We start from the raw sequence: 24,231 nt of genomic DNA on the forward strand, positions 1-24,231 counted from the left end.
ACACGCAAGTAAATAAAATGGTAAGATGGCTGATAAACATTTTGTCGTACAGGGAGCGGTGTGTAAATGTAGCTTCGGTAATACCAGCAGTAAGCTAAAGGTATCCGCTACCAATGAATATATCAATGACCATAGTGGCAGCTCCAAAGCGGTGGCCAGCAACATGGAAACAGGAAATCCTTTTACACCGGGAACATTCGGAACCTGCACATTTTCGCTTAGTGCCTGCACACCTGCCATTACACAATGGCTGGGATTTTCATCCAACGTCACCCTCTCCAATGGAGGACAAATATTAACAGAAGATAGTACCGCTATTTGCGCTGTATCAGGAAGTCCCTGTATCAGCATCAGCTATCACGGGCAAACTGCCGGTATTGCGCCTCCTTCAGACAAGGAAACGGAAGGTACTCAGGCATTCAACCCACCGTCCTTCCGGCAAACAAATTCGCAGGAAGTGCCGGGTATAGAGCGGATCGGACTCAAACTGGAAAATCGCTCGCCAGCGGCAACTTTCAGCAGTACTAAAATAAAAGACAATACCCTCCCTGATATCACTGTCAGAATAAACGAACCATTATTCTTTTACGTAGAAAAGTATGAGAACCCTGATAAAGCAGATGAATCAAAGGTAAACTGGAAAGTATTCGATAACCATAATAATAACACCACGTTGCTTTCATTTGAGGGAAATGGGCCTTATCTGTATATCAATCTTGATAAAGCCGGAAAGTATCGTGTGATGGCTTATGTGGACGAACAGATAAACATGACAACCTACCTGGATATAACAGCCGGAAACAACTCACTTAAAGATGAATTCAATGTGACAGATAGCACCGGGGAAACAACCAATACTTCTGTGAGGGAGTACCGGCTTCAAAAGGGAGAGCCGGTTACCATAGGAGCAGTATATGAAATAACACCTGCCACTGCATCCGAACAACAAAATGTATCCATGCAGATTACAGATCACTGCAATAATATTATTGCGATAGCAAACACAGATAGCATCAGCTTTACTCCACCCAATGCTGCAGCAACCTATTTTGTTAGTGCCACCATGTGTAACAACAATTATCCACAGGTAATTACACATACCCTACAATCAGCGAACAAAACAGTAATATCAATAACCAACCATCTGATCAGACCCCGCACATCCCTGAACTTGCATGCATCAACCATTATAACTGACGGCATATCAACTTCAGCTAATGCGGCTACCACAACGTGGCTACTGAATGGTAAAGAGGTGGGTATCGGTCCATTCATTAAACTTGATGGCGATACCCATTTTACCATTCCCGGAAAATACCTTATTGAAGCCCGTTCGAGTTACCTCCCGAGCGGGAATAGCGCACAAAAAGCAGTTGCGGAGCATAGCCAATGGCAACTGGAAGTCAAAAACAATGAACTACTGCAGATCAAAGTAGTAAATGGTAGTACCAACTGGATAGTAGGCAAATATTATACGCTATCAGCGCAAACACTAATGCCCTATGATGAAACACTGGATGGACCAATTACATGGACCCCATTCGGAGCTGGTAGCGATACATTGGGAAACGCATCTGCCGGACATGACGGGCAATTTACCATAGGCGCCAGGTTAGGTAAATCAAAACAAACATTGAAAATTAATGCCGGATACGCCGCCATTACCCGCTGGTGTTTTGCTGATCAACAAAACATTTATAAGCCCGCCGCCGGATGGAAAGAAAATATCAGGATCATTATTAACTGCCCTACCGCAGCAAATGAAAAAATAAATCTTCATCTACTGCAAAGCAACCCCGCTAACAGCATTTACCATATCAAAGACCTGGGAATAGTGAGCTTTGATGGAACTGGAGAATTGAAGCTGGATATCAGTACCTACAGCCTGAAACCATTACTAACAATGTTGAGTTTTGAATGGGACACTTTCAATATACTGTTTGCTATTGCACAAATAGCAAACAGTATCCAGTTCTCTGATATGAAAACAATTGTATGCAATGGTAACAAATACTGGTTCCCTCAACAGCAAAGTAACAAACGAACAGCAGAAACAGGTAAATACCTTCGGATCAGCACAAGAAAGGAAGTTCTATCCGTACATTTTTATGACAACTATCATCAACCTGCCTATAAAGTTTACAAATATGGAGAGAAAATAAAAGTACATATACAAACAAGTAACCTTGCTGGTGAAAAACTACTGATACAGGTTTGGGAAAATAAATTCAAAGACGAAGACAAATGTTACCTCAGCGGCAGTGTAAATGTAGCGGATAGTGAAATATGCCATATGACAATAGATACGCGCTCGCTGAAAACCGGAAACATACTGGAAGACAGCTTCCTTCGTTGCTTCTATGTAGTCATAAAATCCGCGTCTCACAAATATTTCTATCCTGCTGAAATAGCAGACCAAAACATATTTAACCCAAACAGCATCAGCTTTTATCAGCATATTAAACTCTCAGACACGCTGGATAAACTAATTAATAAACTTAGCAAAACAAATGCACCTGTTGTACTTGGAGAAACCATGGGGGAAGATATTTTTACTAAAGGTTGTCCCAGATGCAATGAAAACATTACCTCATCTCAACTGATAAAAATATTCCCCAACGCCAATAAGGCTGATCTGCAATCAGTAGCGGATACTTACAACCGCTACATGGAATCAACAGGCATGAATACTTGTTGGAATAAAGCGCACTTCTTTGCACAGGTAGGCATAGAAAGCGGCATGTGTCTTCATATAAAACACGGCGAAAGTTTCAATTGGTACTGGGAGGATTTGGATAAGCATTTCTCTCCATTCAAAACTCCAGAGGGCAAAAAGAAGGCCCGGGAATGGGGCAGGAGTGTAAGAGTTCCTGCTAACCCTGGCGTTAGTAATGAAAATCAGCAAAACATTGCTAACTATGTTTATGGCCCAGATACAGCTAAGGGTAAAACCCTCGGCAATATATCAAAAGGAGATGGTTGGAGGTTCAGAGGGAGAGGCCTCATACAGATTACTGGCAGAGGGGCATATGCGTATGCAAACACCTATACCATCAAAGAAAATGCAGATATCATCAGCCACCCCGATCTTGTTGCTACTCACATGAAAATAGCAGCCCTATCAGCTATGGCATTCTGGAAGTGGAAAGGCTTGCAACACATTGCGAATGGTAATAGGGAAATCACAGCGAAAATCAGCAAAGCTGTTGGTAAAGAAGTTATTTCCGGAGGAAAAAGCAATTACACGGAAAAGAAACATCTTTTCGAAAACAATACGGCGATCGTATTCAAGGTCAGCTCCTGTCAATATGGGCTAGCCCCCGAAGGAAGTATAAACAGGTACTACATCAATGTAGATACGTTTGACTATAAATTTGTTCAAAGCAATCCCGCAAGCAACAAATATCAATACGATTTATATGTCTCCGGCACGCCAATAAAATCATTTATACTGGAGAAAAATAAGCATTGCCTTGTTCCATTTCCGGAAACCGGCCCCAACTGGGGACGATATGGCGACAGAGATGGGGGAGATGATAATTATATTGCGCCAGGCATAGCAGCTCCGTTATTTGGTTTTTTCTATTCATTACCTAAAAATGGATATAAGGAGAAACTATATTTCAATGACATCTCCGCCAGCAACAAAAGGGACCTGGGACATAAAGGACATATTAATGGTAACGACATTGACATCAGGTATCCCGGCAGTACAGACAGAAAGGAGGCGGTACTATGGAGTGAGGCTAAAAATGCGTATGGGTCTGAGAGGGAGTTTATAACAGTGTTGGAAAATATTTTAAAAATAGCCGGCAGGTGGGGGTTTAGAAAAAATTATGGATATAAGATAGGTATTAAAAATACCACGGGCGCCTCAACAACTAAACATAAAAATCATTTTCACCTCGGTCTTAGAAAATAATAACCATTCAATGAAAAAGATCTATCTATCACTCGTAAGTACCACTATGATTATAGTTACAGCCTGCCAAATGCAGAATAAGCAAATTCAATCTACTAGTCCAGAGATGAATGAACCCGCTAAAAAAGTTTACAATATGAATATCGCGGAAATTAAAAAGCATTTAGCATTACAAGAACGTATGGAAGCATCTGAAGATACCATCTACGAGATTTACAACTATACGACAAGTGATGTGGAAATTTCACTACCTATTATAGCTCAGGGATTAAAAGAAAAGAACTTTGTAGCACTGGACTCAACAGATTTTAATGAAAAGCTAAGGATAATTTTTGGCGATATATTCCATGAAGAAAATAATAATGTAAAGCTTCGGAGTAAATTCAATACCATATTTATTGACACGACAAATAAGGAAGATGAATTTGATTATACCATTGATAATATCTTCATTTCAAAAGAATACAAATTCATTACGTACGTACCACTTCTTGGGGACTTCGTCAATTTCACGGATAGCAATCATTATACAATTGCAATCAATCCACCACTCATCGCACGTAATAAATACCTCTTCAACAACAGTCAACCCGATCTCGCCTACCTCCTTCATGAAGACACACTCTTCCTAAAAACACTTGTCAAATCCTTTGGCTATACCAAGGAACCTAAAATAAATGATCTTGCTATGAGTGATTACCTGGACTTAGATGATAATCACATTGCCACTGTAGGGGAAATAATCTTTGTAAAAAACGTCAAGGGCGAATTGGAAATAAAAGAAGAACTCCTTAAATGGATTTCAGATCATACACAGGTAAACGATAATAGAATGTTGAAAGCACTGGACTGGTATGCTACTGCATTATATGACAACAGTGATAATAGCATCTTCAGCAATAATCCATTCCAGTGCTTCTCTCTTAACGAAAAAAGAAAAATTGCGGCTTATATCGCCAATACTTATGATCCGCTCTACTACAAACTTGCACCAAATAACCCGCGCATCTGGCCAGCAGAAGCTGTTCTGGAAGGTTTACTAGTAACCGATAAAGGATTGGCAGACTATCTTAAACAGCAGCATTATTTCTCATTGCCGGCGCTGCAGCAGACAATAGCATCTTTCGAATAATTATTACGGCTGACTTTTGGAAATGATATACCAGTTTCCACCCGCTGCCTGAATAGTAACACCCAGATAGGCAACATTGGATACGAACGTTGTCGCGTTATCCAGTTTCTGMCCGGTTGCTGGCTTTATGGTCATACCACCAGATGCGCCTATTCCTAAAAGTTTTATATTATAAATACGTCCGATACAGGTGGTCGCATCAGGAAGCGTAACGGAAATATTTATATTAGAAGAAGCGTCTATTAATACAGTATAATCAGCGTCTGTTAAAGTGGTGTTGCTGGTGATAATTTTTATATTTTTTGCAACAGATCCATTCACATGGAAAGTAGAGGTAGGAGCATTTGTAGCTATTCCTACATTTCCGGCTGCTGTGATACGAAGTCTTTCTGGCTGGGTAGTTCCGCCTTGCGCTATACCAGTATGAAAAGTCATTTCTCCCGGACTGATCGTATTGGTACCACCCCTTAATTTAACTTCTGCTCCTCTCGAAGATATGGTACCATCTGCTCCACCGAAAATGCTCACATCACTGATGGAATTATTAGAGCTGATGGTGGTAGTTACCAGGTTGTTAAAAGTGCCTCTTCCAGCCCAGAATGAATTGCCGGCACCATCTATCCGGCCTACTTCTGTTATACCGCCGTAGAATTTGATGCCATTCGTCGTATTGTTCTGAGGTACCGCCAACCACATGTTGGATGATTCAACACCGAGACTGTAATCCCCCTGGCTGCCGCTCATTACCGGGTTTAGCGTTATTTTCGTACCAATACTGCGGGTATTAAAAGCAGGAGCGCCTAACCCATTACCAAATAATATATTATTGGAAGTAGTATTGCTTAAACTAATCAGCCCGCCATTATAAAATAATTCCGCTGGTTTTACGGTAAGGAAATTGGTGAGATTAGCTACTGTATTAGGCACCAAAGTAATATTTCCACTATCACTAGTTAAATACATATCAGTATTACCAGAAGCACTTTTTCCGATATATCCTACTCTCGTTTTCGCATCATTTTCGTAAAATGATAATACAGACATGTTAGTCTTTCCTTTATCAGATCCTACAATTCCAGAACCATTCAAACTCAATGCAGGCTTCGCAAAGTAAAATTTAGCCCTGTCAGTTTGGAAATAGCTAAAATCCGTATTCAACGCACCTATTTCAGTATACCCATTGGGCAATTTGATTCGTAATGCGTTCTGTGTACCCTGACTTAACTCAGTAGAATCAGTATTGAGTGATAGTTTCAGCGGCCTGGCCGTGGTTACATTTGTAGTCACGTTATCCACCCATGAAGAAGAGGTCACATCCTTAGCATCAAAATATGCCACATACCAGGTGACATCGGTATCAGTGGGACCTGTCAACCAAAAATAATTCACGGAAGAAAAGGTCCCTCCATCTCCCGATCCCCACCTGAAAATATAATCTTCCCATTTTCCAGTTCCCTCAGTTTTACTTAACCACCGGTCTATCCATGAAGATCCATGGGCATTAGACGCTTGTTGTATGGAGTACCCAACAGGTATTAATGCACGGATCCTGGTAATATGCGTCTTATTTGCTGCGGTATTAATCCCAGCCACAAACCCTCCAAGTCCTGGTGATGATGGTAAACCCGTCTTATAATCTATTTTAAGATAATAGCCGGAAGAGTTGGGCACTGCATTAGATAAAACAGTGTTCGTTCTGGTCATAGTAACCGCGTTTCCCCCCAAATTGTTATAGACTGAGGTAGAATTCAGCCCTGTCCGGAATTCAGGATCAGCAAATAGTTGTCGCCCTTCAAAAGAATTCCATAATTGGTTAACCCCTCCGTTTGAAGAATTCKCAAATGGCAGATGTATGTATTCTGAGGTTCTGATTCCGCCACCCGTAATATCCATTTTACTCCTTGGATTAGTAACACCTAATCCAACAAGCCCTCCCGGTGTAATTCGCATAGTTTCTTTCCATCCAATAGCATCATACCCCCAGAATGCCAATCCCGGGTATCCATCAGTATTATTGGCTGTTAATTGAATATTAGCAGCCTTACTCCCTGCGGGATCTTCCAAAAGTATACTAGCGGCTAAACCATCTGACCCAGGTTTAAGTAACGAAAGGCGGCCTTCTGTTCTCATCACACCTGTTACCCAACTACCAGCTGGTTGGGCAATGGCATTCTGATTCCGGATATAGGCTTTATCTCCATAGTCTTTAAATAACAACTCTCTCCAGGCGCTCCACTCTTGTCTGGTATCATCTTTAGTTCGGATAAAAGCACCATTCGGACCGAGTAATTCACCATCCCAGTTTATGGCAAAATCGAAGCCAGTAGGTCTGATAGCACTTCGTAAAGCAAATCCATTATAATAGGTCTTATTCCCCTTTCCCTGAAATGCCTGATCAGATAATGCCGGCATATCAGCTCCTCTGTAAGCGTCATATCCAATGATTTTCCCGGCTGTCCAATTATTGTACAACACGCTGTCATCATAAACGATAGTCCTGAAATTGGTACTACTTAAATCATACCGGCTGTCCCCCCAACTGCTTAAATCCAGTTTCACCGCCAATGTTGTCCCATCCATCTTCCGGTAATACAAAGAATCATTTGATCTGTATAAAGTATCCACCGCTGTTTTCACCAGTGTCCCCAACTGAATTGTATCCTGCCCTACAATCGCCAGTGAATTCCCCAGCAATTTCATTCTCATTTTTCTAAATTCTGTTCGCCCTTTTCCTTTATTAAAAAGAACACCTAGTGTATCCTGCGTATGATTCTCAATAATCAACTCTGCAGTATCGCAGGCGCTGTAAATACGAACACTGTCTGCGCGGATTTGGTATACAGTCTGGGCATAGGAAAGGCTGCTTAGTAAACAAAGCAGGAGCGTACGGAATAAAAATTTCATAGGATATTCAAATATTTATTTGGATGTGTGTTCTTTATTAATTTGTTGTTCCAGTTTATCTAATCTGGCATTCAGTTCCTGCACACTTTTCAGCAATAACCCCACTGCATTCATCATGTCCAGGTGATCATGCTTCTCGCCCGAAACGATGGATGGTTCGTCATCTGCAATGATACCTACTACTTTTTTCCCTGGATCTTTTTTGTATTCGAACTCTCGGATTTTCAAACTATCTATTATGCGGGTAGCATTTAATTCGCAGGTTTTTATATTCATTTTTAATGCCCGTAAAGAAGACTGATAGAAGCCGGTAGAAGTTACACTTCCGGTTACTGTTTCATTTCCGCCTACGGTAAGATTTCCACCAAGTGCCCCGGCACCTGTCAGGTTGAAGCTACCGGTTTGAATAGCAGCAGGTTGATTCTGGATATAATTTGCAGAACCGCTGGCCGGAGCGGCTGCAATGTCTGTGGGTGTCAGAGACCTGGTAGTGGCAGCAGTCACATGGCCTGCTTCATTTGTAGTAAAAGAAGCCAGTACATTGGCACCTGTCAGTGGTAACGTAAATACCTTACCGGCAGGATGATTATTCGAATGCCATACTGCGTACTTATTCACGCCATTATCAGGTGAATATAAAGGCGCTGCATCTGTATTATTCAGATAAAATATTTTAGATGTAGAAGAATTGCCATCTCCTGTTGAAATAAATGCACCTCCTATATTGGTCCCTGTATTAGAAACGCCGAAAGACGCAGTGGCATTCAATGTTCCGATGTTTCGGGTGGTTTGAAAATTGTACTGGGTCCCATCTCCGGCAACGCCTAAAGCAATCGTATTTTTAGTGGTAACGCTATTGGTAAGTACTGACGACAGGTTGATATTTGCCGCGGCACCACCGATATCACTTAACATCTGCGCGCCTGTCCGATACCTGATGTTTCCCCCATTACTTACCAGGAATTTATCTACATCGGTTGTTTCTGCCAGTATAGTACCCAACCTGATTTCTCCTGTTGATCTCTTTATTACGAGTGGTGTTGATAACCCTGCACCTAAGCTATCATAAGTCTTTATCGCAAAATCTGCTCCCACATTACCTGCTGCTTCAGCACCTGATTTAAAAATTGCCCACCGTAATTCTGATGGGGTTAAATTCGTACCTGAATACATCAAAAAGTCTCCGTTATTGATAGCAGCAGTTGTTCTTACAGCACCGGCAGATGAATACCCAGTAACCCATGAATTGGCCGCTTGTGCTGCACTCTGTTGATTCTGAATAAAAGACCCGGAGCTATTAACTAAATACCCATTCGCATCAGTTCCTAAAACGCCCACATTGCGAAACTCTATAAGCCGATAACCTATGCTATCAATTCCAAATCCTTTTGAATTAGTAGCAGAAGAGCCTCCTCTTATCACCACAGGCATATATTTAGCAGGAGAAACAGTTCTGTCAGCACCTATAAAAGTTGCTGCACCGTAAATCATCCCAATTTCTGCTGCCACTCCCCTTACAGTGGTATCCGCCCATCCTTTAAATCTACCCTGACCCGCCCATTCAGATACCCCAACTCCACTTATCCTGCCAATCTCTGTAGTTCCTCCGTAGAATTTGATACCAAAGGTGCTATTTTGTTGAGGCACTGAAAGCCAGGTATTGGATGATTCTACTCCCATTGCGTGATCTACTGATGCACTACCAATAGTATTACCCAATACTAATTTTGTTCCTACACTTCTGGGAAGAAAAGATGGAACACCTGTACCACCGCCTACAAAAGATAACATATTGGACGTTGCATTGGCAAGTGTAACAGTACCTCCACTATATAACAAATTGTTTGGCTCTACACTCAAATAACCTGTCAGGGAATTATTGTTGGGATAAATATTTACTTTCCCCTGTTCACTTATCAGGTAAAGATCTTTATTGGATTTACTGGCCATACCTACCAATCCCATTCTCGTTGCTCCATCGGCCCGCATGAACTGCAGATACGACTGAGTAAAATCAAGTGTATCGGCTCCCCTTATCTTCGAAGTATTGCCTCCAATAAACCCATATGGCATATCAACAACGCCACTCCCCGAATTTATTTCCATTCTTTTAACCCAGGCAGATCCATTGTGTATCCAGGTAGATACACCTGGATTTACATCTCCATTTAATTGGAAAATAGCACCCCTCGTTTGAATGGCATTAAATAACGCCAGGCCACCTGAAACAGCATCACTGCCATCTCTCTTTACCTGAAATTGTGCAGTACTGAATCCACTTCCGGCAACAGAAAATCCTCCCGGCTGGTTTACTGCCGTTTGAAGTCTTACAAACCCTGTCCCCAACGCAAGCGTATCCTGCCCTACAATCGCCAGCGAATTATCCGCCAGCATCTTCAGCCGCAGCTTCCGAAACTCCGTTCTGCCTTTACCCTTGTTAAATAAAAAACCGGTGGTGTCCTGTGTATGATTTTCAATAATCAGTTCTGCAGTATCGCAGCCACTGTAAATACGAACACTGTCTGCGCGGATCTGGTATACGGTCTGTGCATAGGAAATGCTGCTTAATAAACAAAGCAGCACCAGGCGGAATAAAAATTTCATAGAATAAACAGCTTGTTGGTATAGGATCTTTTAATGATGCTTACTATGTTGGGTCAACTGCTCAGCCAAAGTAATATGAGGCAAATATATAAATAATTACATGTTCACAGGAGATATATGCCGCATAAAAACAAGTACGCCAGGTGAGTCTCACCTGGCGTACTTGTTTTTATGGTTCTTTCTTTTCTAGTTTATGGTTCTTTCTTTTCTAGCTTCTGTTTCTGGTAAGTTTCAAATGATTGCTTGATATATAACATCAGATCATAGTCCGATGCATTATTCAAAAACTGATACCCTGGCCGGTATTTATACATAAAAGAATCCAACTCGGGACTTTGCAGCTTGGTCATTTTTCCTACCAGCTCCGGAGAATACCGGTAGTCAATAAATTTCTCTTTCTCCCAATACAGTAATTGTTCGTGAAACTGCTCTTTCCGCTTACGTACTTTACTGGGAACAAGATAAGTTAATGCCGTGATAGGATTAGCTGGTAAGGTTTTCAGCACATCCATTGCTCCAGGCTTATGATAATTAAAATACCGTCCGTATTCATCACGTAAGGCCAAAGAGTCATTATGATAATTCTTTCCACGTACGTTCACGCCCTGCAATTCAAACATCCGCTTCTGCAGATATACTTCTTGTGAAGAAGATAACATAGGAGCGATGATCAGCTTTGGCGCATAACTCAACATGGAAAATTCAAGCGTATCCCCGGGAATAGCCTCTATATAAAAACGGCCACTTTCATTGCTGAGTGTTCCCGTCATAGTCCTCTTGTTGACAATTGAAACAAAAGGTAATCCCGTTTTGGTCTCCTGATCCGCTACCATTCCAGACAACCGCACCTGTGCGACTGTAACCTGCAGGCTAATGAAAAAGAAAAAAAACAGTGCTCCGATATATGCTGTAAAACGAATCATGAATATAGTAATCCTTCAAATTTAATGTTCCACCCGCAAATGAAAAGTTAAAAAACAGGGGAAATGACAGTGCTCGTGCGCAAAAATATTAATTATCAACATTATAAATATCCCCCTAATCACTTATTTTTACGATTATCTCAGATATATCCTGTAAAAGTCATGCCACAGAAGATCATTTTTGCAACACAGCATTACCAGTATTTAAAAAATAGGATACTGTCAATCACAGGTACTACCTGGGAAAATGGGGAGTTAGAGATACGTGATTTTCCAGATGGGGAACATTATCATCGCATATTGAGCAATGTAAGCAACAAAGAAGTGATCCTGATAGGAGGGACTATAGACGATAAAGCAACACTCGAATTATATGATCTTGCCAGCGGTTGTATACAGCTGGGGGCTTATTCTCTCACTATCATCATTCCTTTTTTCGGATATTCCACTATGGAACGCGCGGTGAAATATGGAGAAATTGTGAAAGCCAAAACACGCGCAGTGCTGTTTTCTTCTCTCCCTAATACCTCACGTGGTAACAGGATTGTGATGATCGACCTTCATGTGGATGGTATCACCTGGTATTTCGAAAATGATGTGCGCCCGGTTCATTTATATGCAAAAGACTTTGTAAAGGATGCTGCCATGGAACTCGCTGCCGGAAAGCCTTTTGTGCTCGCCAGCACCGATGCTGGCAGAGCTAAATGGGTAGAATCCCTCGCTAACGACCTGCACGTACCCGCTGCCTTTGTATTTAAACGCCGCATCTCTGGCGATGAAACAGCTATTACCGCTATCAGTGCCGATGTAAAAGACAAAACCGTCATCATTTACGACGACATGATCCGTACCGGAGGCTCACTCATCCACGCGGCAGCATCTTATCATGATGCCGGCGCCGCAGAGATCTGTGTAATAACCACCCATGGTATCTTCGCAGGCAATGGCTTCGAAAAAATCAAACAAAGTGGCCTGATAAAAAAAGTGATTTGCACAGATACACACCCCAACGCGCTCACCATAAAGGACGACATGTTGCAGGTGAAATCCGTTGATCAACTTATCGTCAATTACTTTAATTCGCAACATCCCTGAGCGCCTGTTGGCAAGCTATTTGTCTTTCAAACACTTGTGGGCCCCTGTAGCAGATTAGCAGCCCACCAGCCAATTGCTTAAATGCGGTACATAAACCTAAGAAACAAACATGCTTGATTTTCGTATACTCGAATACGGTAGTTGTGACTATCACACCATGGTAGACCTTCGTAATGAAGTGCTACGAAACCTCTTGGAATAAGCTTTTCAGCAGCCCAGCTGCAACAGGAAATAAATGACATTTTTATTGCAGGATTCACTGAAATAAACACTAAAGAAACTATGGTCGGTTGTTGTATGCTTACGCCCATCAATGAAAACACCGTGCAGCTAAGGCAAATGGCGGTATCACCCGCTTTACAGGGAAAAGGTGCAGGCAGAGAAATTATTGTATTTGCAGAAGAATATGCACGTAACAATGGCTTCGATGAATTAACCATGCATGCTAGAAAAGAAGCCGTGGGGTTCTATCAGAAACTAGGCTATGAATCTTGTGGAGAAGAGTTTACAGAAGTGGGCATTCCGCACTACGAAATGAGGAAAAAACTTAAATAATAATTTTTTTGCTCCTGCAACCCATTGTAGAAGCACTTTTGATTGTATTGTTATATTGATGGACAATCAATACAACAATAGACAGCAAAAGATTTCTGGCAAAAAATTTTGTAACCAAATCTTTAATTATACAATGAGAAGCCATGTACTAGCCTGGTCGGGGCTGTGCTATGCCTTTTTCTGCTATACCTCCAGCAGCGCATACGCAAAACCCGAAGGGTATCTCTCCGCAAAACTGCAAGCTGATACCACCGTTCCGGTAGTGATTAAACCCGCTGCAGCTGATTCAAGTATCAAACAAAAACAAGATACCACAAAGCCAAAACAGGATACCGCACAAAAAGCGCTGCCTGCTCAGGATACTACCAGACCTAAGCAAGATACTACCGCCAAATCAGTTCCTGATTCCACTAAAACCACTACTGCAGCTCCTAAAGAGGATACCGCACTCATCCTCCCTCCGGATCCGGCTACCGCAAAAAGTGAAGTGGGGAAATTCTCTCTCACCGGTACAGTGAAAGATGATAAAGGAACTCCGATCCCCGGCGCTATCATCCGTAATAAAACCACTAAATTAAATGCCCAGACAGATCCTGCCGGAAATTATACCATCAAGGCAGGCATCAGGGATACAATACTGGTAACAGCAACTACTTTCGGTGAACAAACCATTCCCATCGAAAAAAGAGGCGAACTGAATATTACCATGGTGCCCTCCAATGCTACTAAAAAAGTGTTGGGAGAAGTGGTAGTAACTGCCCTCGGCATTAAAAAGAATCCCCGCTCAGTTGGCTATGCGCTGCAGGAAGTAAGCGGTAGCGCAGTACAGGAAGCTAAAGAAGTGAACTTTGTCAACGCACTCACTGGTAAAGTTGCCGGTGTACAGGTAAGTACCAACACAGGATCCATGGGTGGTTCCAGCAAAATTACCATCCGCGGTGTAAAATCAATCCTGGGCGACAATAATGCATTCTTTGTACTCGATGGTGTTCCTATGATGAATAGCATCACCAACGCAACAGGCCAGCAGAACGGCGGTGGTGGATACGATTATGGTAGCCCCCTGCAGGATATCAATCCGGAAGACATTGAAAATATATCTGTACTGAAAGGCGCTGCCGCCACCGCATTGTACGGCAGTCGCGGCGCAAACGGTGTTATGCTTATTACCACCAAAAAACGCCCGGATGCTGAAAAAGGAATTGGCGTCACTTATAGCCTCAATGCACAGATGGATCAGGTAGCAGTGCTCCCAAAATACCAGAACCAATACGGCGGCGGTACTGCCGGCAGCTTCGATACACTCTATTACAACAAGAGCCCGGAAGGATTCCTCAATGAGCAAAGCGCTACCTACGATGACAATAACGGTAAAGGCAGATACGACCTCCTGCCTAAATATGCAGTAGACGAATCATGGGGCCCCAAACTGGACGGCCGCAAAATCCGCCCTTACTGGTCATGGGATAAAAATAAAAACAATCCTTACTTCGGACAAACAGACACCTGGTCTGCACATCCAGACAATGTAAAAAACTTTTACAAAACGGGATTCACGCTGACCAACAATATATCCATGGCCGGCAGCAACGATAAAGGCTCCTTCCGTTTGTCTTACGGCAATATGGATCAAAGCTTTGTACTGCCCAATGCTACCAATAAAAGAAATAACCTTTCCGTGAATGGTAATTATGAAGTCACCAAAGGCGTAAGAGCGGTGGCTTCCATCAACTATACTTCGCTCAGAGTAAAAGGCCGCCCCGGTACAGGATTCACCGGACCCAATCCTACCTTACAATTTACCATGTACGGACAACGTCAGTTGGATATAGAAAAAGAAAAAAGATATAAATACGATGATGGTTCCCAGATCACCTGGAACCGTAAATCATGGGATAACCCAGGCATTTCCTCCAGCAACGGCCCATACTGGAACCGCTACATGGACTATGAAACAGACGGACGTAACAGGCTGTATGGATATGCCGGCGTAGATATAGATGCGACCAAATGGCTCACTTTCACCGGCCGCGTATTCATGGACGACTATAATACACTGGAAGAAGAAAGAACCGCACAGGATTACCTGCCAGGTACTTACACCAAACGGGTACGCACTTCCAGAGAAATGAACTACCAGATAACCGCAGATATAAAGAAGAACTTCGGAGAAGACTTCCAGTTAAATGCTACTGTAGGTGGTAACCTGATGCACCGCTTATGGACAACTACCGGCGGCTACACCAACGGTGGTTTTATTATCAAGGATATCTACAACCTTAATAATTCCCTCCAAACAGCCGGACCTATTGATGAGTATTTCGAAAGACAAATCAATTCAGCATTTGCAACCGCCAATATCGGTTACAAAAATTTCCTGTTCCTCGACCTGACCGGTCGCAGTGACTGGACCTCCACCTTATCAAAAGGCAATAATCAATACTTCTACCCATCAACATCACTGTCATTTGTATTTTCTGATCTGTTGAAAGACTGGAAGTGGTTATCATTCGGTAAAGTAAGAGGAAGCCTTGCGGCTGTAGGTAATGATGCAGATGCTTATCACACCTTCAATACATTCAACTTTATACTGCCATTCAACGGCAACCCTGTTGGCCAGTTCAATACCACCTTCAATAGCCCGGATTTGAAACCGGAACGTACCACGGAAGTGGAAGGCGGTGTGGAACTCAAATTCCTGGATAACCGTATTGGCCTCGATCTTACTTATTACAGACGCGTTACCAAAAATCAGATCATTACCTTACCAGTATCAGCGCCAAGCGGCTACTTAGGCGCTTACGTAAATGGTGGTAGCGTAGAAAACAAAGGGGTGGAAATTGGATTAAACTTGAACCCTATCCGCCTCAAAGGTGGCTTCCGCTGGGATATCAACGCCAACATAGCATTCAATCGTAATAAACTGCTGAACCTCGATGTTCCACAGTACAATACTTCATTACCTATCTTAACCATCGGCACCGACCGCCGTACACAACAGGTATCTGTGGTAGCTGAAGTAGGAGAGCCACTGGGAACCCTTCGTGGTACTGACTACACTTATGTTAACGGACAAAAACTGGTGGACTCCTTAGGACGATATGTGCCCAGTGCCATCAAAAACATTGGTAATGCTTACCCGGATTATGTAGGTGGTATTACTAACACCTTCTCTTATAAAGGTTTTTACCTCTCTGCACTGGTCGATTTCCAACACGGTGGGAGTTTCTTCTCCTACACTAATTTGTACGGAGAAAAATCAGGTCTGCTGGAAAGCACTGTAGCCAACGGCATCCGTGAAAACGGCATCGTTACTCCTGGTGTTACAAAAGATGGTAAACCGAACACCCTCAACATGTCGGCACAAGACTATTTCAAATACAATAGTGGTAACACCATCAGCACAGCAAACCTGTATGATGCCAGTTATATCTACCTGAGAGAAGCCAAACTTGGCTACAACCTGCCGGAATCCTGGTACAAAAAAATCGGTGCGCAAAATGTCCGCGTATCCCTCTATGGTCGTAACCTTTGGCTGATCAAGTCCAATGCTCCTAACGTGGATCCTTCCAACATCCTCAATTCCGCTTCCAACATCCAGGGAATTGAAGGGGGAGCATTGCCTTCACTCCGGTCTTATGGTATTAACCTGAATGTATCATTCTAAATTTTTATGAAGATGACAAAGACGATTTTGAAATATAGTGGTGCATTGCTTTTAACCGTTTCGCTGGCTATCACCGGTTGTAAAAAACTGGATGATATGAATAGAGATCCAACCAAACCAACCACCACAGAACCACAATACCTGCTGACCGGTGCCCAGAAATCCGCCATGGATGTACTGTACAGCGGTTTGCAGAATGGCTATATCGCCATGCATTATGCACAGTTCTGGTCAGGAAATGCAAGAGTAGCCGATAGTCAGTATCAACTCGATCAGGGTAATAACAATACTTTGTGGAATACGCTGTACAGCTACTCACTCCACAACCTGGATGCGCTCATTACCATGAACAAACCTAAAGCAGGTCAGCCAGGGGTGGCCAATCAAAATGCCATCGCCCATATCATGCGCGCCTGGCTTTTCCAGGTATTGGCAGACACCTATGGTAATATACCTTATTCAGAGGCGTTCCAGAATACAACCGACATTACTCCTAAATACGATGATCCTCAGGCTATTTATAACTCCCTGATTGATACACTGGAGGCGCAAATAAAAATATTAGATGCATCACAAACCAGTTTTAATACGGGAGATATCATTTACAACGGTAACGTGGAGAGCTGGAGAAGACTGGCACATTCACTCCTCCTGCGCATGGCTATCCGTATGGTAGACGCCAGCCCGCAAAAAGCCAAACAGATTATTGAAGCACATTATCAACAAGCCTTTACTGACAATCTCCAGGGTGCACAATTCCAATATGTGGATGCGGTGCCTAACAGGTATCCCCAGAACGATAAAGATCGTCCGATCATTGATTTCGCAGTAAGTACCACGCTGCTGGATTATATGAAAGGCCTGGATGATCCCCGTTTGCCAATATATGCGCGCCCTTCAGATCAGGAGAAGTTGCTTGTAGGATTGCCTTACGGCTGGAGTACATCAGATCCGCTGCACAAAGGCGATGCTTACTACTCTGCCCCCGGCAAACAAGTATATAGCACTACCATGCCGGGCATCCTGATGAGTTACTCAGAAGTAGAATTCATCCTGGCAGAAGCAGCTGCACGCGGTATGAACGTAGGTGATGCAGCTACACACTATACAAATGGCATCAAGGCCTCTATGCATTACTGGCGCGATCTGACTAAAACAGCTATCGATGAACCAACCATCAATGCTTATATCGCCAAAGTACCTTATGCAGCGGCAGACTGGAGAAATGTAATCGGCACCCAGAAATGGCTGGCACTGTACCCCCAGGGTTTCCAGGCATGGTTTGAAAGAACCAGACTGAAATTTAAAAAACCAGGTGGACAACCGCTGTTTATGGCGCCTAAATCCGGAGTACTGGACGCAAGTGTTACAGAAGGAGTGCCTTATCGTTTAACTTATCCAATACCGGAACAAACACAGAATAAAGCCAATTATGACGCGGCCGCAACAGCTGTTGGCGGCGATTTCAAAGGCACCAAACTGTGGTATAACAAGTTTTGATACAACAATCAACTATAGCTAAACAACAATGTGACGGCGCCTGCATCTGCAGGCGCTTTTCTTTTTTTAGCATCGGTTTAATTATCTTTAAGCCGAACCTATATTCAGCAATTATGAGGAAAGTACTGCTCACAATGGCCCTGCTGGCCATTGTCCGTTTTGTATCAGCACAGGATATGACGCAAGCCTACCAAAATTGGTATACCTATTTTGGTACCATGAAACTCAATAACAAATGGGCAATCCCATTTGATGTTCAACTACGTATCAGAGATGGCATCAGCAATAAAGGACAATTACTGATGCGCGGCGGATTACAATATTCACTGACCAAACAGGACCATATTTTACTGGGCTACGCCTACGTGCCCACCTATAATGGTGTAAGTAACACCTGGTTACCGGAACAACGCATCTTCGAACAGTATATTCATAAGGCGAAGAATATTGATATGACGCATCGCGTACGACTGGAACAACGTTGGGTGGCGCAACCCTCAAAACCAGGTAACGCACATGCCATTGGCGATTGGAAATACGGCAACCGTGCCCGCTATTTCAACCGCACACAACTGGCCATTAAACATAAAAAAGAAACAACCCCTTTTTACGTAGCCTTACAAGATGAAATTTTTCTTAATCTGTGGGGAAATGATATCAGCAACCTGCTATTTGATCAGAATCGTTTCCTGGCAGCATTTGGCTACCAGTTCAATACTAAATTGAAAGCAGATATCGGGTATATGAATCAATTGATACAGGTAACATCTGGTGCCAAAACAATGAATCATATCCTGCATTTCAGCGTATTTCATACCATGGATTTATAAATCCATGGTATTATTTGTAATTGCTGAACTTAGCCTTTAACATACTGCTGAAGTTCCGGTATGACTCCTCTGTTTCGAATGCACTGATAGGAATAAGAAAGAAGGTTTTTTTGTCTCTGTATAGAAAGAAGAATTTCTTTGTTTCCACTACCTGAGAAAAGTTACTCCAACTGATAGCCCGCTGCCGGTCACTCGCACGTGTAGAAATTAATAAACCTTCTTCGGAGTATTTAAGATGTATACTGTCTTTGAATGTAGCTGCTTTGTTGTAGATAGAAACGGGTAGGAGATACCAGAATACCCAGCCCAGCACCAATATCATGAGAACAATACCTGTAAGTGCGGCCGAAGTTACCACGCTGAAAAAATAACCTGTCAGGGTAGCTAATAGTAAGATAATAAGGGTATTGCGGAAGACTTTTATCTCTCCCCTCTGCATAAAATGATAGCGCAATGCATGCAACACATCCCCCTTATTGTAATTGAACTCTAAATGCATTATCGCCTGGCAAAACGATTTTATCTGTTAACTGAAATCGACATAGGATTATCCATTTCATCACGCACAGTAACGGGTGCTTCTTTCTTCCGGCCGCGTTTTACATTAGACAGATCGTCTTCGCTGAAACCAGGGAAGTTTTTCTTGATGAACAGGAAATATTGCTGCAAGGTTTTTGGATCCACTTTAAAAGGGAAAGCCAACTCCTTACCACTTCCTTTGAGGAAGTCGTTTGTATTTAATTTGGTCTCGTTTTGTAAATACCACTTGTATAAATCCACAATAGCTTTTTCCAACTCGCCTTCATCAACTTTCTCTGCTGTTTCAACTCGTGGAAACATTAACACAAACTCTTCTACCCGTACAGGCTTTGTATTATTTGCGTTTTTAGAGTTATTACGGTTATCGTTGTTATCCCCGTTTTTCTCTCCATTGTTATCCCCATTCTTGAAACCAGTGTTGGCATTTGCTGAAGCGGCTGCGGCCAAAACTACCAACAGCATTAACAACAGCTTTTTCATAAGGTGTCAAATTTTCGAGTTTAAAAATACAATTATATTTTGAGATTTCTAATAGATTAAAAAATATGCGTAGAAACCCCTGAAAAAACAAAAGCAATGGACGAACCATTGCTTTCGAGAGTCATTTACAGTGCATGATGAGTCATGCGGTGTAGGAATATTTGGTTTTTCATAGGACAGTAACCATAATAAAAATTAATACAATAACAAATATAATAAAATTATACCGTGACTCAGACAAAAGTATAAATATTAGAAAAAATCAAATATTTCAAGGCATAATTTCAAAAGATGCAACGAAATCAATTTTAACAGAAAAAAATCAAATGGAAAATTGAGCGGTAAAAAATAAGAGAGAAGTCTTAGCTCAAAAATAGAAAGGTAAAATCAGGTATTTCTTATAAAAAGTAAGGGCGCCTAGAAAAGCGCCCTCAATTTGTTACTATCCTATGAAAACCCTATTTGAATACAAAGGTAAGGGCATGTTATTTTTCTTTGAAATTTTAGAGGCACAATAACATATCATTAACAAGAAGTTGCAACATCAAATCAGCTACAACCCATGCTGCTACCGCAATTCAAACATTTGTAACAAGTTCCGGATCGCACGGTGATATGCCCACAAGTATTACACGCCGGCGCATCACTTTGCATGCTCTTCAAATAATCCTGTGTGGTACTTTCCTGTTGAAATGCACCAACAGTCTGTGTTTTGGGAGTACGTGGCGCTGCCTTTCCTCCATTATTTACCGCCGCCTGCGAACGGGTTGTTTCATCATCTTCTTCCTCATCTTCTCCCGTATTACCTGGTGCATCTAACACATGCACCAGGTCTGTCCGCCCCAGGTACTCATATCCAAGCACACGGAAAATGTAGTCAATCAGTGATGTAGCAGACTTAATATTGGGATGATCCACCATACCGGCCGGCTCAAACCGCGTAAATACAAACTTATCAACAAACTCCTCCAGCGGTACCCCATATTGCAATCCCACCGAAACCGCTATTGCGAAGCAGTTCATCAAACTGCGCAATGTGGAGCCTTCTTTTGCCAGATCGATAAATATTTCTCCTAACGTACCATCATTGTATTCCCCCGTACGCACAAAAATAACCTGCCCACCTACATTCGCCTTCTGTGTAAACCCGCCCCGCTTGGACGGTAAAGCCTGCCGCTCCACGATCCTGGACAACTGCCGCTTCAACGTGGTATCCCTGCTGGCTAACATCCGCTTATTTACTTCTTCCAATAACTCATCTATAGTCAACTCGTTCAAATCCTGCACCACTGCGGACGTTGTACCAACCTCCGTTTTCTTCTTTTTATCGCTTTTATTGCTCAATGGCTGGCTTAATTTACTACCATCGCGGTATAAAGCACAGGCTTTCAGCCCCAATTGCCAACTCATCTTATAGGCATCCGCAATTTCTTCTACTACTGCCTCATTAGGTAAATTGATGGTTTTTGAAATAGCCCCTGAAATAAATGGCTGCACAGCCGCCATCATCCTGATATGACCATGGGGATGAATATAGCGCTCACCATGCTTGCCACACTTATTTGCACAATCAAAAACAGACAAATGCGCATCTTTCAGGTAAGGAGCACCTTCTACCGTCATAGTGCCACATACAAAATCGTTGGCGGCATCTATCTGATCATCTGTAAACCCAAGCGCATGCAGCAGACTGAACTCCAGGCTATAGTATTCTTCAGCCTTGAATCCCAACCGCTGCAAACATTCCTCTCCCAAAGTATATACATTAAAAACAAAGGAAATGTCAAAGGAAGACGCCACAGCCGTATCCAGCTTCTTCAATTCTTCTCCCATAAATCCCTTTTCACTCAGGGAAGGGTGATTAATATAAGGCGCTCCCGCAAAACTGCCGGTTCCTTTGGCATAATCCACAATAGCCTTGATTTCGTGAGGGGAGTAGCCCAGGTTTTGTAACGCTGTGGGAATCGACTGGTTAATGATCTTGAAATATCCTCCGCCGGAGAGCTTCTTAAATTTCACCAGCGCGAAATCCGGTTCTACTCCGGTAGTATCACAATCCATCACTAAGCCAATAGTGCCTGTTGGCGCAATAACAGTTGCCTGCGCATTACGGTAACCATATTGCTCTCCCAGCTTTACAGCCTCATCCCAGGCTTTAGTAGCAGCTTTCAACAGGTAATCTGCACAGTACCTTGCATCAATGCCCTTTGGCTTTATTTCCAGGCCATCATAAGCATCAATCGCATCGTAGGCCGCCGCCCGGTGATTGCGCATTACCCGGAGCATATCTTCCCGGTTTTCCCCATATCGGGGAAAAGCTCCCAGATGAGCAGCCATCTCTGCCGATGTTTTATACGCAACTCCCGTCATAATAGCGGAAAGTGCCCCGGCGATACCACGGGCCTCTTCACTGTCGTAAGCAATTCCGCTTACCATCAGCATAGACCCCAGGTTGGCGTACCCCAAACCCAGTGTACGATATTCATAACTGAGCTGAGCCACTTCTTTAGATGGAAATTGCGCCATCAGCACAGAAATCTCCAGCACCACGGTCCATAACCGCACGGTGTATTCAAAACCCTTTACATCAAAGAGATTCTTTTCATCATCAAAAAACCGCCGCAGATTCACCGATGCCAGGTTACAGGCGGTGTTATCCAGGAACATATACTCTGAACATGGATTGGACGCATTGATACGCCCACCCTTCGGACAGGTATGCCATTCATTGATAGTAGTATCATACTGAGTACCAGGGTCCGCACAACGCCAGGCGGCATAGGTGATCTGATCCCACAAATCCTTTGCCTTCACCGTTTTCAAGGTTTTACCACCATTCCGGCCTTTTAATTCCCAGTCACCATCCGCTTCCAGGGCACGAAAGAAAGTATTAGGAACACGAACGGAATTATTTGAATTCTGACCTGAAACGGTTTTATATGCATCTCCTTCATAATCAGAAGAATAGCCTGCAGCAATGAGCGCAGCCACTTTCTTTTCTTCTTCCACTTTCCAATTAACAAAATCCATGATCTCCGGATGATCCAGATCCAGGCACACCATTTTTGCTGCCCGCCGGGTGGTACCACCTGATTTAATAGCACCCGCTGCCCGGTCTCCAATCTTCAAAAAACTCATTAATCCACTGGAAGTGCCACCTCCACTCAATTTCTCTCCATCTCCCCGGATATGCGAAAAATTGGTGCCTACACCGGAACCATATTTGAAAATGCGCGCTTCCCGCATCCACAAATCCATAATGCCGCCTTCATTCACCAGGTCATCACTCACACTCAAAATGAAGCATGCATGCGGCTGAGGGCGCTCATAAGCAGAAGTCGATTTTTCCAGTTGCCCGGTATGTTGCTCCACATAATAGTGTCCCTGAGGCTTTCCCTTGATACCATAACTCTCAAATAGCCCTGTATTGAACCACTGTGGAGAATTAGGCACACAAGATTGATTAAGCATCCCGTAACTCAGCTCTTCATAAAATATCCTGGCATCCTGTTCAGACGCAAAATAACCGTATTTCTCACCCCAGGCACGCCAGCAATTAGCCATACGATGTACTACCTGCTTTATGGATGTTTCCCGCCCCGATGTACCATCCGGTTGCGGTACGCCCGCCTTACGGAAGTATTTCTGTGCCAGTATATCCGTGGCGATCTGCGACCATCCTGCCGGTACTTCCACGTTATTCATTTCGAAAACAATATCCCCACCAGGATTGCGTATAACGGAAGACCGTAGCTCGTACGTAAATTGATCGTAAGGACTCACACCTTCTTTAGTAAAATGACGGGAGAACGCGAGGCCACTCGTACTATTGACTGGATTTTTCATGCCCATAACTTTTTCTTAGGTGATACAAATGAGTTAGTAATGCGGAGTACTCTAAAATTAATTTTTAAATACGGGGACTGATCCTTTTATTTTGCACAGATTGTGGATAATTGCTCAAACAGTTTGCCAACACATTTGTTATAACCCCTAAAGAAATCCGGCTTAAAATTTGTCGTTAACAAGAAATTTGCAGTTGTATAACATATAATGAAGTAGGTATCATGAAGTTCATG

Annotated in this window: 13 protein-coding genes; 7 read left to right on the forward strand and 6 right to left on the reverse strand. The window is 42.9% G+C overall.

The window, feature by feature from the left end:
- Positions 1 to 25: 25 nt before the first annotated feature.
- Together AC1DCV_RS20945 and AC1DCV_RS20950 are read left to right on the forward strand one after the other, a co-directional pair.
- The gene (locus tag AC1DCV_RS20945) at positions 26 to 3,922 is read left to right on the forward strand and encodes a PAAR-like protein (RefSeq protein WP_477025001.1); all 3,897 of its coding nucleotides are present in this window, start codon (positions 26 to 28) and stop codon (positions 3,920 to 3,922) included.
- A gap of 10 nt (positions 3,923 to 3,932) precedes the next feature.
- Positions 3,933 to 5,054 carry a hypothetical protein gene (locus AC1DCV_RS20950; protein ID WP_477025002.1) on the forward strand — a complete coding sequence of 374 codons (1,122 nt, stop codon included), beginning with the start codon at positions 3,933 to 3,935 and terminating at the stop codon, positions 5,052 to 5,054.
- Positions 5,055 to 5,057: 3 nt separating this feature from the next.
- On the opposite strand, the gene AC1DCV_RS20955 is transcribed toward AC1DCV_RS20950, so the two are convergent.
- The 3 genes from AC1DCV_RS20955 to AC1DCV_RS20965 all read right to left on the reverse strand — a co-directional run bounded on the left by AC1DCV_RS20955 (position 5,058) and on the right by AC1DCV_RS20965 (position 11,485).
- A complete protein-coding gene (locus AC1DCV_RS20955; RefSeq protein WP_477025003.1) occupies positions 5,058 to 7,958 on the reverse strand; it encodes a hypothetical protein in 2,901 nt (966 codons plus the stop codon).
- A 15-nt stretch (positions 7,959 to 7,973) separates the two neighbouring features.
- Positions 7,974 to 10,562, reverse strand: a complete 2,589-nt coding sequence (locus AC1DCV_RS20960) for a tail fiber domain-containing protein (RefSeq protein WP_477025004.1) — start codon at positions 10,560 to 10,562, stop codon at positions 7,974 to 7,976.
- A 191-nt stretch (positions 10,563 to 10,753) separates the two neighbouring features.
- Positions 10,754 to 11,485 (reverse strand): carboxypeptidase-like regulatory domain-containing protein, encoded by a 732-nt coding sequence (locus tag AC1DCV_RS20965; RefSeq protein WP_477025005.1) that lies wholly within the window; start codon positions 11,483 to 11,485, stop codon positions 10,754 to 10,756.
- Between the two features lie 162 nt (positions 11,486 to 11,647).
- Between AC1DCV_RS20965 and prs the strand changes: the two genes are divergently transcribed.
- The 5 genes from prs (at position 11,648) to AC1DCV_RS20990 (ending at position 19,132) form a co-directional block, all read left to right on the forward strand.
- Complete coding sequence (gene prs / locus AC1DCV_RS20970; RefSeq protein ID WP_477025006.1) at positions 11,648 to 12,580, forward strand: ribose-phosphate diphosphokinase; 933 nt, start codon at positions 11,648 to 11,650, stop codon at positions 12,578 to 12,580.
- A gap of 282 nt (positions 12,581 to 12,862) precedes the next feature.
- Complete coding sequence (locus AC1DCV_RS20975; protein ID WP_477025007.1) at positions 12,863 to 13,135, forward strand: GNAT family N-acetyltransferase; 273 nt, start codon at positions 12,863 to 12,865, stop codon at positions 13,133 to 13,135.
- A 133-nt stretch (positions 13,136 to 13,268) separates the two neighbouring features.
- Entirely contained in the window at positions 13,269 to 16,802 is a 3,534-nt protein-coding gene (locus AC1DCV_RS20980; protein ID WP_477025008.1) for a SusC/RagA family TonB-linked outer membrane protein, read from the forward strand.
- 12 nt (positions 16,803 to 16,814) lie between these two features.
- The gene (locus tag AC1DCV_RS20985; protein WP_477025009.1) at positions 16,815 to 18,302 is read left to right on the forward strand and encodes a SusD/RagB family nutrient-binding outer membrane lipoprotein; all 1,488 of its coding nucleotides are present in this window, start codon (positions 16,815 to 16,817) and stop codon (positions 18,300 to 18,302) included.
- A 113-nt stretch (positions 18,303 to 18,415) separates the two neighbouring features.
- The gene (locus AC1DCV_RS20990) at positions 18,416 to 19,132 is read left to right on the forward strand and encodes a DUF2490 domain-containing protein (RefSeq protein WP_477025010.1); all 717 of its coding nucleotides are present in this window, start codon (positions 18,416 to 18,418) and stop codon (positions 19,130 to 19,132) included.
- 10 nt (positions 19,133 to 19,142) lie between these two features.
- On the opposite strand, the gene AC1DCV_RS20995 is transcribed toward AC1DCV_RS20990, so the two are convergent.
- The 3 genes from AC1DCV_RS20995 to AC1DCV_RS21005 form a co-directional block, all read right to left on the reverse strand.
- Positions 19,143 to 19,631 (reverse strand): YcxB family protein, encoded by a 489-nt coding sequence (locus AC1DCV_RS20995; protein ID WP_477025011.1) that lies wholly within the window; start codon positions 19,629 to 19,631, stop codon positions 19,143 to 19,145.
- A gap of 20 nt (positions 19,632 to 19,651) precedes the next feature.
- Positions 19,652 to 20,152, reverse strand: coding sequence for a hypothetical protein (locus AC1DCV_RS21000; protein WP_477025012.1), 501 nt, complete (start codon positions 20,150 to 20,152; stop codon positions 19,652 to 19,654).
- Positions 20,153 to 20,701: 549 nt separating this feature from the next.
- Positions 20,702 to 23,998, reverse strand: a complete 3,297-nt coding sequence (locus AC1DCV_RS21005) for a vitamin B12-dependent ribonucleotide reductase (protein ID WP_477025013.1) — start codon at positions 23,996 to 23,998, stop codon at positions 20,702 to 20,704.
- Between the last annotated feature and the right edge of the window lie 233 nt (positions 23,999 to 24,231).

Source organism: Chitinophaga sp. 10T418, from assembly GCF_056394125.1.

Excerpts from the sequence above, each read along its gene's own strand:
- AC1DCV_RS20990 (WP_477025010.1), top strand. The coding sequence starts at position 18,416 with ATGAGGAAAGTACTGCTCACAATGGCCCTGCTGGCCATTGTCCGTTTT.
- AC1DCV_RS20965 (WP_477025005.1), bottom strand. The coding sequence starts at position 11,485 with ATGATTCGTTTTACAGCATATATCGGAGCACTGTTTTTTTTCTTTTTC.
- AC1DCV_RS20960 (WP_477025004.1), bottom strand. The coding sequence starts at position 10,562 with ATGAAATTTTTATTCCGCCTGGTGCTGCTTTGTTTATTAAGCAGCATT.
- AC1DCV_RS20945 (WP_477025001.1), top strand. The coding sequence starts at position 26 with ATGGCTGATAAACATTTTGTCGTACAGGGAGCGGTGTGTAAATGTAGC.
- AC1DCV_RS20950 (WP_477025002.1), top strand. The coding sequence starts at position 3,933 with ATGAAAAAGATCTATCTATCACTCGTAAGTACCACTATGATTATAGTT.
- AC1DCV_RS21000 (WP_477025012.1), bottom strand. The coding sequence starts at position 20,152 with ATGAAAAAGCTGTTGTTAATGCTGTTGGTAGTTTTGGCCGCAGCCGCT.
- prs (WP_477025006.1), top strand. The coding sequence starts at position 11,648 with ATGCCACAGAAGATCATTTTTGCAACACAGCATTACCAGTATTTAAAA.
- AC1DCV_RS20985 (WP_477025009.1), top strand. The coding sequence starts at position 16,815 with ATGACAAAGACGATTTTGAAATATAGTGGTGCATTGCTTTTAACCGTT.
- AC1DCV_RS20975 (WP_477025007.1), top strand. The coding sequence starts at position 12,863 with ATGGTCGGTTGTTGTATGCTTACGCCCATCAATGAAAACACCGTGCAG.
- AC1DCV_RS21005 (WP_477025013.1), bottom strand. The coding sequence starts at position 23,998 with ATGAAAAATCCAGTCAATAGTACGAGTGGCCTCGCGTTCTCCCGTCAT.
- AC1DCV_RS20995 (WP_477025011.1), bottom strand. The coding sequence starts at position 19,631 with ATGCATTTAGAGTTCAATTACAATAAGGGGGATGTGTTGCATGCATTG.
- AC1DCV_RS20980 (WP_477025008.1), top strand. The coding sequence starts at position 13,269 with ATGAGAAGCCATGTACTAGCCTGGTCGGGGCTGTGCTATGCCTTTTTC.